This window comes from Hungatella sp. (assembly GCF_046966825.1).
This window is the reverse complement of record NZ_JBKVCZ010000173.1, coordinates 1-11,948: the sequence shown is the minus strand read 5'-3', so window position 1 is coordinate 11,948 and position 11,948 is coordinate 1. Positions and strand designations below refer to the sequence as shown.

Genomic DNA, 11,948 nt, shown 5'->3' with positions numbered 1-11,948 from the left:
GGACACCAGATTATAAAACGATAATGGGGGATTATTCGGATGGAGAATCAGAAGAAATATAGAAGACGTGCGACATTGATTGAAATGCTTTTTGCATCCTGGCTTGGACTTTGCTTGAATGCCAGCACAAATTTTGCTAATTATTTTTCTTATTATTTAACGGGGATTGTGGGAGTTGGAACGGTACTTGCAGGCTCTTTTATCACTATTTTCCGTATTTGGGATGCATTTACGGATATCGGGATGGGAGCGATTCTGGACAAGACAAATACAAAAATTGGAAAGTTTCGTCCGTGGATTATCATTGGCGCTGTCACGGTGCTGGTTTCTTCCTGGTGCATGGTCAATGTGCCTGTTATGATGCCTGAAAATGTGGGTCTGCGGCTGGCGGCTTATGTGGTTTCCTACATGATATTTGTCCTTGGAACGACAATGCTAAATCCGGCGGCACGGGCGGCCGGGCAGATTTTGACGGAGGACCCAAAGCAGAGGGCAACCATTGGAATGATACGGGGGGTATCCATTCAAACGCTTTACTCTGTACTCCCGGTTATTGTATTTTCTCATATTATTCCAAAAACGAAAGGGTTCAATCTGGAATTCTTCCGCACTTACTGGCTGGTATTTGCTGCAATTATTCTTGTGTTTTCAATTCTGGCTTTTTATGGATTTAAGGACAAGGACACCTATCAGAAAGAGGTGGTAACGAAGAGGCAAAAGGGTTTTGACTGGAAAGAGGCGGTGGATGTGATAAAACATAACCGTCCATTGCAGATGCTGATTCTTTCGGCTGGCAGCGACAAATTGGCTACGGTGTGCCAGAGCAATGCTACGATTGTTGTGATTCTGTATGCGATTGTGGCGGGAAATGCCAAACTGAACAGCGGGGCAAACTCCTATACGCTGATTCCCTGTATTCTGATGATTATCCTGGGACTGGGCGGCGTGGCAAGGAAATTCGGCTCCAGGAAATCCATGTTGTTTGGAAGTATTGGCGGAATTGTGGTATGTGTTCTCAGCATCCTTCTGTGGGTGTTTGGTGACCCGAAGACCTTTAATTTCCCGGGTTATGAAGGGTTTAGTGGCTGGAGCTTCTTCACGCTTGCATTCCTGGTGCTGTGGTGTCTGTACAAAGGATTTACCATGGTGACCTCCAATGTCACCAATCCGATGATTGCGGATGTAATCGATTATGAAATGTATCGGAGTGGAAAATATGTGCCGGGTCTGGTAGCCAGCTTGTTCACATTTTCGGACAAAGTGATTTCCTCCCTTGCACCGACACTGGTCAGCTTTTTGATTGCGGCAATCGGTTTTCGGAATGAACTTCCAACTATTGACACTCCATTTTCCAATAAACTGTTTGCTATCGGGTTGTTTGGAATGTACGGAATAGTCATCGTCGGCCTGATCGTCAACCTGATTGCCATGAAGCTGTACACGCTGACGCCGGAGATGATGGAAGAAATCCGGGTGGAGCTGCATCGGAGAGAGGAAGCGGGGGGCTCAGAACCGGCATAGAATGGGAAAGGGGATTTGTTGTGATGGAAAAACCGGATATTTTAATTTTGATGAGTGACCAGCATGGTGCGGATTATAGTGGGTGGGGGAGTGTTTCGGTTGATACTCCCGAACTAAATCAATTGCGCGGGGAGGGAACTTCCTTTGAGGAGGCGTATACGCCGTGTCCAATCTGCGTGCCTGCCAGAATGTCCGTCATGTCCTCTCTGCTTCCTTCCAGGACAGGAATATACAGCAATCAGGATACCTTGTCTGATACGGTTTCCTGCTTCACCCACGCCCTGGTGGCGGAGGGGTATGATACGGTTCTGGCAGGCAGGATGCATTTTATTGGTGCCAATCAGCGTCATGGGTTTACAAAACGGATTGCTCCGGATATCACACCGGTCAGCTGGCAGCGGCCATTTCAGAAAATCAAGGAAGAGCGGGGCGTTCTGACGGCGGCGTTTGCAGACTGGGGCGCCACTGAGATTGTCGGGGCGGGGGAATCGCCGGTGGAGCATTATGACAGGATGGTGATAGATGCCGTTCTTGATTATTTGAAAGAAGAGCATGATAAACCCCAGTTTATCCTGGTTGGAACCTATGGTCCCCATTTTCCATACATCACTAATGAGAAGCTGTATCGAAAGTATTATGAAAGAGTGACGATTCCAAGGGGATTTGACCGGCGGGAAATACCGGATTATCTGCTGAAAAATGAAGTCCTTGCCGGCCGCATGAAGGAAGAGCATGTGACGGAAGAGGTGGTTCGCGGGTGTCTGGCCGCTTACTGTGGACAGATTGAGATAATGGATGGGCAGATTGGAGAAGTGAAGCGGGAATTTCAACGCTATGCCAAGAGAAACGGTCATAAAGCGGTTATGGGGTATGTCTCGGACCATGGTGACTGCGTAGGTGAAAATCGTTTGTTTGGCAAACGGAATTATTCCGATAAAGCGTCAAAAGTTCCTATGATATTTGCCGGAGATGGAATTCCTGCCGGCCATTGTGTGACTTCCCCTGTCAGCCTTATGGATTTGGGGCCAACGGTCTGCAGTATGGCAGGGACTTCCTTTGAAATTGGGGATGGGAAATCACTTGTGGGGAGAATGCAGGGCGAGGTGGACGACGGCATGGTGGTCAGCCAGATGGTGGATGAGACAAATCGTGGGTTCGTGGGAAGCATCATGCTGCGGTATGGAGACTATAAATTTATACATTACCATACGGAGGTCCCTCAAAGTATTTTATTTGACAGGAAGGAAGACCCGGAGGAGATTTGCGATATTGCGCAAAAACAGCAGGAACTGACTGCCTGGTTTGAGGAGAAAGCTGCGGAAATTGTTGATTACGAAGTGATGGAGCAGCAGGCAAAAGAACATAAACGCAATGCCTTGTGGTTCCAGGCATATGAACGGTCAGCAGGGTTAAATGATTCCGAGCGGTGGCAGGGAAATCCGCCTTCCGCCAGGGGAGAACTTTCTATAAAGGCTGCATACAATCTGGAGTGTATGGAGAATTTTACATTTAAAACGTTTTTGTAAGTAATGCGACAGGAAGGCAGAGAATAAAGTTTGGTAAAACGCCAGAGAGACGGAAGTCTTTCTGGCGTTTTCAAATGTTTTTTGTGTTTCTGAGGAAACTTTATCAGCTGATACTTTCCGAAATGAGCTTTGCCGCATCCATCACTTTCTTCGGATATTCTGAGAGATGTTCCGTCATACGTACCGTTGGACCGGAGATGCTGATGGCGGCGATCGGTTTCTGGCTGGTGTCAATGACGGGAGCGCCGATGCAGGTAAGTCCAAGTTCATCTTCCTCAATACTTAAACAATAACCGCTGCGCCGGATTTCTTCCAGCGATTCTAAGAGTTTTTCAGGTTCGGTAGTCGTGTGCGGGGTCATAGGGGTCAGCTGCACATTTTCTAAAAAGTTATGGATAAACTCGTCTCCCATAAATGCAAGCATGGATTTTCCCGTGGCGGTGGAGTAGCAGGTTTTCGGAAGGCCCACGAAGGACTTCATATGAAATGCAATACCACCGTCAATCTTATCAATAAAACGGATATTCCAGTCATCATCCCATATGGCCAGATGTACGGTTTCGTGGACATTCCGCTGAAGCTCCTCTAAATACGGGCGTGAAGCCTGCAAAATCTCCATGCGGGCCAGCACAACGGAGCCGAAATACGAAAATTTCATTCCGAGACGGCACCGGCCATACTTGTCCTTTTTGACAAATCCCCTGGCTTCCAGTGTAGCTACGAGACGGAAAACCGAACTTTTCCCCAAATCCAGCCCATCTGCTATTTCAGTCAGTGTCAAAAAATTATGTTCTCCTAACAGTTCTATAATTCGCAGTGCGTTTGTCACGGACTGCAGCATATATTTTTCATTTTGATCTTTGGTCGTATTTTCCACAATCATTATCCTTTCCAGATTTATTATTATAGTTATAACAAAATGCGGTTTGAGTTGCAACCTTCTTTTACCGGCTTTTAACAGTATCTGAAAGGAAAACAGCGCTTCTATTTATTATGAAATCCAGTATTGACAAAACATGCGGAAAGGAATAATATAAAGACATAAAGTTCGTATAAAGAAAATGAAGTTCATATAGAGAACTTGCGGAAGGAGGAGATTGGAAAAAAGAAGAGTAATATAGAGATTTCCGGATGAAGAGTCAAGTTTAGAAGATGCTTAGTGGGGGAAGTTAACTAAAAGTGAAAGGGAGAAAGGAAGGCTCGTATGAAATTAAAAAATTTAGGGTGGCTGGCGTTTGTGATTGGTCTTGTTACTGTAATTCCGTTAACGCTGACGGAAAAGCTGCCCGGTGATCTTATGGGGTGTTTTGCATTGATGTTTGTCTTCGGTATCGTATTTGGTGAGATTGGGGACAGAGTAAAGTTTATTCACGACTGGATGGGTGGGGGCCCGATTCTGTGCGTGTTTGGACCGGCTTTGCTGATGTATTTTGGGATTCTGCCTGCAGGACTTAAGGACATTATGAAGAACTTTATGGATAACATTAATTTTTTTGCATTCTTTATTTCCATAATGATTGCGGGGGCAATTTTATCGCTGTCCAGAAAAATTATTATCAAGTCTACATTAAAGTTTTTACCGGCCATATTGGGTGGACTTCTGATGTCGGGGGCGCTGGCGTTCCTGGTGGGGGCAATCACCGGTTATGGCGGAAAGAATGCTTTGTTTAATCTGGCAATTCCAATTATGGGTGGAGGCGTAGGCGCGGGGGCACTGCCGCTTTCACAGATTTATTCCGGCCACTTTGGGGGAGAAGCGGAGACGATTTTATCCGTACTGATGCCGGCCGTAGTACTTGGCAATGTAGCCTCGATTATTCTGGGCGGATTATTAAACCGTGTAGGAAAAAAGAAACCGGCATTAACGGGCAATGGTCAGATCCTTAAGATTGCGGACCCCGAACTGTCAAGAGAACTGGAGGAAGAAGACAAAGAGATCAACGGAGCGCCGATTACCTATGAAGGTCTGGGCGCAGGCTTCTATATCGCCATGATTGCTTATATGGCGGCCCTCATCATTAATAAGTTCGTCTACAGCGGGCTCCATACATACGTTTACTTAATTATTATTCTGACCCTTGTCAAGGCCTTTGGTCTTCTGCCCAAGCACCTTGAGGTTGGCACAATCCAGTGGTCAAGAACATGGACAAAGAATCTGCTCTATGCAGCGCTGATCCCAATCGGCATTTCCAATATTGATATTAGTAAAACCATTGAGGCTTTGACGAATCCAATTTATCTGGTACTGGTGCTGGTGATCGTTATCGGGGCGGCAATTGGAGCAGGACTTGTCGGTCACTTTATGGGACTTTATGAGGTAGAGGCAGCCATTGCGGCGGGGCTTTGTATGTCAAACATGGCTCAGACCGGAGACCTGGCTACTCTGGCGGCGGCAGACCGCATGGAACTGCTTCCATATTCCTCTTATTCGTCCAGAATTGGAGGCTCTGTTGTGCTGGTACTGGCGGGAATTTTGCTGAATTTTATTCATTAATAGGAGGAGTGAAATCATGTATATCAATCAGGAAAAATGTGTGGGTTGTGGAAAGTGTGTGCCATATTGCCCCAGAGATGCGATACGGATTGAACAGAGGAAAGCAGTGATTGATTTAGACGCGTGTGTGGAGTGCGGTGTCTGTCTTAAAAATGCCGGCTGTCCCCGGGATGCGGTATATAACATTCATCTGGAAGCGCCGAGGGCGTACCGGAAGGCATTTTCAGACCCATTCGGAAAACATGAGAATACCGCACTCAAGCATGCGGGAAGAGGGACGGAGGAAGTAAAGACCAATGATGTAACCGGTGTGGTACATAGTCTGGACATGATTACCTTTGCCGTGGAACTGGGCCGCCCGGGAATCGGCTCAACGTTCCGTGACCTGCAGACGATTCTGCAGGCAGTAGCTCCTTATGCGGAAACGTTTGAAGTTAATAATCCGGTAACATCACTGATTACAGACAGGGAAAAGGGACTTCTTGATCCATCTGTGCTGGATGAGTCCGTAATGAGTGCAATAGTGGAATTTTCCTGCAGGCTGGATCACGCAGCTTCGGTACTCCGGGCGCTTAAGGAGGCATCACAGCATATTGATACGGTATTCAGCCTCTGTATTATCTGCCGCGTGGATGAACGGGATGATTCTCTTCCGGTTATGAATATGATAAAAGAACTGGGTCTGGACCTTCATGCCGCATCAGCTAAAACAAATCTGGGTTTGGGGAGACCGCGTTATGAAGATCGAATAAAGGAAGGAGGTGCTGCGTTATGACACATACGCTGCACAGAGTGAAGACCCGTTCCGGGCAGAAAGATGATTATGTAGTATTAATTATGCCGGCACGTGGCATTAACAATCAAAACAGTGTGGAAATATTCCGAAAATATCTGGACCTGATGGATCAGTTCTGTCCTGTAAATATGGGCGCCATTGGGTGCGGAAATTTTGCCACGAACTCACTGGAAGAGATCAAGGCAAACTTAACACCGGATGTTCCCATGGTTCACGGTGTATTTGACACCAGGGACAAGCTGATTGAGGTAATGAAGGCATTAAAGGAGGCTGATTATGGATATTCCGTTGTAGTTTCGGGACTTGTGGATGACGTAGACTGCTGTGCAAAAACGGCGGGGATTCAGCGTCATTCGGTGGATATTTCCCTTGGAATCTGGGGGAATGTGGATAAACTTCCGGAAACCCAGGTTTTGGAGATTACTACGATGTGTGGTCATGCCATGATATCAGCCGGTCTGGTTACGAAAATGGTGGAAGATATACGGGCAGGCAGAAGAACGGCAAAGGATGCCGCAGAGGAATTATCGAAGCCCTGTGCCTGCGGGATCTTTAATCCACATAAGGCGGAGCGTCTGCTGTTGGAACTCGCGGAAAAATTATAGGACGGAGGAGAGACATGATTAAACTCAAGTTTTTTGGCCTGGGAGGCCAGGGAATTGTGACGGCAGCGAAGACGTTGTCTGAGGCGGTGTCCATCTATGAAGAGGAATATGCGATTACGGTACCGGCATATGGGCATGAACGACGCGGAGCCCCTGTCAATACCAGCATTATCATAGACAGTAAACCGGTTTTGTTAAACTGCTTTGTCTATGAACCTGAGATCGTTCTTGTGTCTGATGACAGTTTTTTGACAAGAGAGATTGACATTGGCGCAGGTATCAGTGAAAACTCGGTTCTGGTACTCAATACAGGGACAGAAGATATAGCAAGGCAGTTTAAAGAAAAATTTGGCTTCCAGGAGGTCTATTATGCAGACGCCACTCACATTGCATGGAAGAATATAAAGAGAAATATTCCTAACAGTGCCATGCTTGGTATTCTGGCGAGAACAGGGATCGTAAAAATAGAATCCGTGATGGCAGCTGTTCAGTCCACCTTTGGAACCAAGGCAGGCAGTGCAAATGCGGATGCGGCAAAGGAGGCTTACGATGAAACTAGAAAAATTTAGGGCTGAGGGACCGATTGCTGCCATATTCGGCGCAGTGAATACCGGTTCCTGGCGTCAGGAATACCCGGCGGTGGACTACGAAGCCTGCATAACATGTGGCACCTGCCAGAGATATTGTCCTGTCGATGCCATAACAATAAGAAAAGATCAGGAAGATTGTGTGGTATTTGCCTGGGACTTCTGCAAGGGCTGCGGAATCTGTGCCAATGAATGTCCGAAAGCGTGTATAAAAATGATGCCTGTGGGAGGTGGGAAATAAATGGCTCAGTATAAAATGTTGGACGGAAATGCTGCTGCGGTGCAGGCTGTGAGCATGGCGGGAGTGAAAGTGGTTTCCGCATACCCAATTACACCCCAGAGTCCTATTGCGGAAAAACTGTCGGATTTGATTGCGCAGGGGACATTGGATGCAAACTATATTCGTGTAGAATCAGAGCATTCCGCCTTGAGCTGCGCGCTGGGGGCACAGCTTACCGGGGTCAGAGCAGCTACGGCTACGGCGTCTGTCGGCCTTGCGCTCATGCATGAAATCTGCAATGCAGTCTCCGGTATGCGGGTTCCATTGGTAATGCCGGTAGTAAACCGGGCTCTGGCATCACCGTGGAGTCTGTGGTGCGATCATCAGGACAGTATGGCGGAGCGCGACAGCGGCTGGCTCCAATTCTACTGTGAAAATGTGCAGGAGATATATGACCTTTTGCTGATGGCTTACAGAATTGCGGAACATGAGCGGGTTTTGCTTCCGGCGATGGTGTGTTTTGATGGCTTTTTCCTGTCGCATTCTATGCAGAAGGTATCGGTGCCGGGACAGGACGAGGTAACGGACTTTGTGGGACCGTATCGGAAGAAAAATTATTGGCTGGATCCTGCGGACCCTGTTTTTATCAATGATCTCATTTCCATGGAAGAATTTACGGAGATGAAATACCAGATGATGAGGGGATTTGAGGCGGCCGAGAGTGTGTTCCAGGAGACCGCTAAGGAGTTTGAATCCAGATTTGGACGGAAGATTCAGATGCTTGAGGGATACAGGACTGAGGATGCTGAGACAATCCTGATAGGAATGGGCTCCATGACAGGGACAATGAAGTATTTTGTGAACGAACAACGGGAAAAAGGAGAAAAAGTAGGGGCGGTAAAGGTGACCAGCTTCCGGCCGTTCCCGGCAAAGCAGATGAAGGCGCTGGTACAGAATGCAAAGAGGATTGCTGTATTTGACAGAAGCGCCGGTCTCGGCGCCGCAGGGGACCTCTTTTCCTGGAGACGGTAAGCGCTGTGGGAGGAGACCGTATTATAAAGGATTATATAGGGGGACTGGGTGGCAGAGACGTAAACCCGGCGACGATCAAACGGATGTATCAGGATATTCAGCAGGCAGAAGCTGCCTCGGATGTACCGGTCTGGATTGACACGAAGGAGAATCCAATGGAAATCAGGGAGGTGCTCAGATATGTATAAGATTGAAACAGAAGCAAAAGACCTTGTATCCCATGGAGTTAATGCCTGCGCAGGCTGTGGCCTGGAGCTTGTTTTCCGAAATGTAATCCGGACGTTAGGCGAGGATACCGTTGCAATTATTCCACCGGGGTGCGCAGCGCTTTTTAGCGGGATTGATAACGTGACGAATATGAAAATCGCCGGTTATCAATGCAATCTGGAAAATACGGCCGCGTCAGCAGCCGGAGTGAGAGCCGGTCTCGATGCACAGGGAAATAAGCATACGACAGTTCTGGCTTTTGCCGGAGACGGCGCTACCGCAGATATTGGCCTTCAGTCACTCTCAGGAGTGATGGAACGCGGTGACCGGGTGCTGTATGTCTGCTATGATAATGAAGCCTATATGAATACGGGAATTCAGGGCTCCAGCGCTACGCCCTACGGCGCCAATACAACCACCACTCCTGCCGGAAAACCTACCTATAAGAAAGATTTGCTTAAGATTGCCATAGCCCACCATATTCCATATGCGGCATCGTGTTCTGTGGCAAACCTGCCGGATCTGGTGAAAAAAGTAAAGAAGGCGAAAGACGTGAATGGTCCGTCATTGCTGCATGTACATACTCCGTGTCCTACCGGCTGGGCATTTCCGCCGGCAAAATCCATTGAGGTGTGCAGAATGGCCATCGAAACCGGGGCCTGGGTTCTGTATGAATACGAGGAAGGGCGGATTACAGTCAATAAAAAGGTGAAGGAATTAAGGCCAATTGGGGATTATTTATCACTCCAGGGGCGCTTTAAGAACATGACAGAGGCCGATATGGAAGTCCTGCAGAGGGAAACGGCTGCCAGATACGAAGAACTTCTTGCGTCAGAAGGGTGAGAGGAGGAGAGATGGGGAAAGACTATCGAATTCTGATTACCAATGGGGGTTCTACCTCTACCAAAATTGCAGTACGAGAAAATGATAACATACTTTTATCGGTATCGGTTAAGCATACGACGAAAGAACTGGAGCAGTATCAAACGGTCTGGGAACAGTATGATTACAGGAAACAGGCGATCTTAAAGGTATTGAAGGAAGCGGATATCACACTGGAATCTCTGGATGCCCTGGTGACGCGTGGAGGAAACATGCGGGCTGTGGAAGGGGGAATCTACGAAATCGGAGAAGAGATGCTTGAAGATATGAAGAGCGGCATCTATGGCTCCCACCCATGCTCGGTCTGCAACCAGATTGCCTACGACATGGGAAAAGAGCTGGGAATCCCGGCATTGGTGGTAGACCCGCCCATGACAGATGAACTGTGCAGCGAAGCCAGATTTTCCGGGTGCGCTGCTATTCAAAGAATATCCAGCTTTCACGCGTTAAACCAAAAAGCGACGGCGCGGAAGATCTGTGCGGAAATTGGGAAAGCCTATGAAGAGACGGATATGATCGTTGTTCATCTGGGGGGAGGCATATCCGTAGGAGCTCACAGGAAAGGCCGTGTGGTCGATGTCAACAATGCTCTTGATGGGGATGGTCCGTTTTCTCCGGAGCGATCCGGTGATTTGCCTGTGGGAGCGCTGATACGGCTCTGCTATTCCGGACAGTATACCTGCCAGGAGATGCTGCGCCAGATAAACGGGCGGGGCGGTCTTGTCAGTTACCTAGGCACTGCGGACTGCTTAGAGGTGGAACGGCGGATAAAAGAAGGGGATGAACTGGCGGAAGCTGTCTATCGCGCCATGGCGTATCAGGTGGCAAAGTCCATCGGAGGAGCGGCTGCGGTTCTGAGCGGTCATGTGGAAGCGATTGCATTTACCGGAAGCCTGGCATACTCTGATTATTTTATGGGACTGATAACAGAACGGATCGGTTTCATAGCGCCGGTGTATCTTTATCCGGGGGAAAATGAGATGGAAGCGCTGGGAGATGGCTGTCTTCGATATTTAAACGGGCAGGAAGCAAAAAAAGTATATCCAAAACATTAAATGAGAGGCGGAAGATGATAAAACGAATCAGAGACATTGAACAGTATTTAGACAGAGAAAATCCGAAGATCATTGGAGTAGCTGCGGCCGAAGATCAGGATATTATGGAACTGGTAAAAGAGATGGAACAACGCCGGATTGCCCGATTTGTATTGGTTGGCGACAGTGAAAAAATCACGGGACTTTTAGAAGAAAACGGGATTTTGAAAGAAACGGTTTCTGTAATCCATTGCCCGGATCATGGTGAAGCGGCGAGAACCGTCGTGAGACTGGCAAAATCCGGTGAGTGCGATCTGATTATGAAAGGAAATCTTCATACATCCGTATTCTTAAAGGCCGTACTGGACAAGGAAAACGGGCTGAATACCGGAAAAATGCTGTCGCAGATTACCGTATACGATAGACCCGGCGGGGACGGGATTCAATTAATGACCGATTGTGCCATGGCCATAGAACCGGGGCTGGAGGAAAAGAAGGCTATTATTGAAAATGCGGTGGAATTGATGCGGCGGCTGGGATATGACTATCCCAAAGTAGCGATGGTATCCGCCTTGGAAGTGGTAAATCCCAAAATTCCGGATACGATGGATGCCGCAGTGCTGAGCAAAATGTGCGACAGAGGTCAGATAAAAAACTGTATCGTCGATGGTCCCCTGGCGTTAGACAATGCCGTCTCAGAGGAGGCCGCCCGCCACAAAAATATTACAGGTCCCGTAGCGGGCCACGCTGACATTTTGGTATTTCCAAATCTGCAGGTAGCAAACTGTGTTTTTAAATCACTTATTTTCTTTGCCAAAATGGATACCGCCGCAGTCATCATGGGAACAAAAGTGCCCGTAGTCATGACATCCCGGACGGACACGGTAGAAAACAAAATGCTGTCGATTATGTTTTCCATTTATTTATCAGGGAAACCGGTCCTTGATCATTCGTGAGGCTGTTATCAAAGTATGTATTAAGCACCATCAGAGGGGCTGTAAAAAAACTCCCCTAAAAGAAAAATCGCTGAGGTCGTGAGACTTC

13 protein-coding genes are annotated in these 11,948 nt (G+C 47.8%); 12 read left to right on the top strand and 1 reads right to left on the bottom strand.

Going from position 1 to position 11,948, the window contains the following annotated elements; all coding sequences use genetic code 11:
- Nucleotides 1–39 precede the first annotated feature (39 nt).
- Entirely contained in the window at nucleotides 40–1,521 is a 1,482-nt protein-coding gene (locus tag ACLTD4_RS30305; RefSeq protein WP_006781984.1) for an MFS transporter, read from the top strand.
- A 23-nt stretch (nucleotides 1,522–1,544) separates the two neighbouring features.
- Complete coding sequence (locus tag ACLTD4_RS30300; RefSeq protein ID WP_006781983.1) at nucleotides 1,545–3,047, top strand: sulfatase-like hydrolase/transferase; 1,503 nt, start codon at nucleotides 1,545–1,547, stop codon at nucleotides 3,045–3,047.
- A 103-nt stretch (nucleotides 3,048–3,150) separates the two neighbouring features.
- On the opposite strand, the gene ACLTD4_RS30295 is transcribed toward ACLTD4_RS30300, so the two are convergent.
- On the bottom strand, nucleotides 3,151–3,888 hold the full coding sequence (locus ACLTD4_RS30295) for an IclR family transcriptional regulator (RefSeq protein WP_187388718.1): 738 nt from the start codon (nucleotides 3,886–3,888) through the stop codon (nucleotides 3,151–3,153).
- A 363-nt stretch (nucleotides 3,889–4,251) separates the two neighbouring features.
- Here ACLTD4_RS30295 and ACLTD4_RS30290 point away from each other — a divergent pair, with 363 nt between their 5' ends.
- The 10 genes from ACLTD4_RS30290 to ACLTD4_RS30245 are packed head-to-tail and all read left to right on the top strand — an operon-like array spanning nucleotide 4,252 to nucleotide 11,860.
- Complete coding sequence (locus ACLTD4_RS30290; protein WP_006781981.1) at nucleotides 4,252–5,541, top strand: 2-hydroxycarboxylate transporter family protein; 1,290 nt, start codon at nucleotides 4,252–4,254, stop codon at nucleotides 5,539–5,541.
- A gap of 16 nt (nucleotides 5,542–5,557) precedes the next feature.
- Nucleotides 5,558–6,316 carry a DUF362 domain-containing protein gene (locus ACLTD4_RS30285; RefSeq protein ID WP_006781980.1) on the top strand — a complete coding sequence of 253 codons (759 nt, stop codon included), beginning with the start codon at nucleotides 5,558–5,560 and terminating at the stop codon, nucleotides 6,314–6,316.
- Nucleotides 6,313–6,942: a hypothetical protein gene (locus ACLTD4_RS30280; protein WP_412331803.1), complete on the top strand. Its 630-nt coding sequence runs from the start codon at nucleotides 6,313–6,315 to the stop codon at nucleotides 6,940–6,942. Before ACLTD4_RS30285 ends, ACLTD4_RS30280 begins: the two co-directional genes overlap by 4 nt.
- Nucleotides 6,943–6,956: 14 nt before the next feature.
- On the top strand, nucleotides 6,957–7,511 hold the full coding sequence (locus tag ACLTD4_RS30275) for a 2-oxoacid:acceptor oxidoreductase family protein (protein ID WP_006781978.1): 555 nt from the start codon (nucleotides 6,957–6,959) through the stop codon (nucleotides 7,509–7,511).
- Entirely contained in the window at nucleotides 7,492–7,770 is a 279-nt protein-coding gene (locus ACLTD4_RS30270) for a 4Fe-4S binding protein (RefSeq protein ID WP_006781977.1), read from the top strand. The genes ACLTD4_RS30275 and ACLTD4_RS30270 overlap by 20 nt, the downstream gene beginning before the upstream one ends.
- Nucleotides 7,771–8,781, top strand: coding sequence for a pyruvate ferredoxin oxidoreductase (porA, locus tag ACLTD4_RS30265; RefSeq protein WP_412331802.1), 1,011 nt, complete (start codon nucleotides 7,771–7,773; stop codon nucleotides 8,779–8,781).
- A 5-nt stretch (nucleotides 8,782–8,786) separates the two neighbouring features.
- Nucleotides 8,787–8,969 (top strand): hypothetical protein, encoded by a 183-nt coding sequence (locus tag ACLTD4_RS30260; protein WP_412331801.1) that lies wholly within the window; start codon nucleotides 8,787–8,789, stop codon nucleotides 8,967–8,969.
- Entirely contained in the window at nucleotides 8,962–9,831 is an 870-nt protein-coding gene (locus tag ACLTD4_RS30255; RefSeq protein WP_006781975.1) for a thiamine pyrophosphate-dependent enzyme, read from the top strand. Before ACLTD4_RS30260 ends, ACLTD4_RS30255 begins: the two co-directional genes overlap by 8 nt.
- 11 nt (nucleotides 9,832–9,842) lie before the next feature.
- A complete protein-coding gene (buk, locus tag ACLTD4_RS30250) occupies nucleotides 9,843–10,925 on the top strand; it encodes a butyrate kinase (protein WP_006781974.1) in 1,083 nt (360 codons plus the stop codon).
- A 14-nt stretch (nucleotides 10,926–10,939) separates the two neighbouring features.
- Nucleotides 10,940–11,860 carry a bifunctional enoyl-CoA hydratase/phosphate acetyltransferase gene (locus ACLTD4_RS30245; RefSeq protein ID WP_006781973.1) on the top strand — a complete coding sequence of 307 codons (921 nt, stop codon included), beginning with the start codon at nucleotides 10,940–10,942 and terminating at the stop codon, nucleotides 11,858–11,860.
- Nucleotides 11,861–11,948 lie beyond the last annotated feature (88 nt).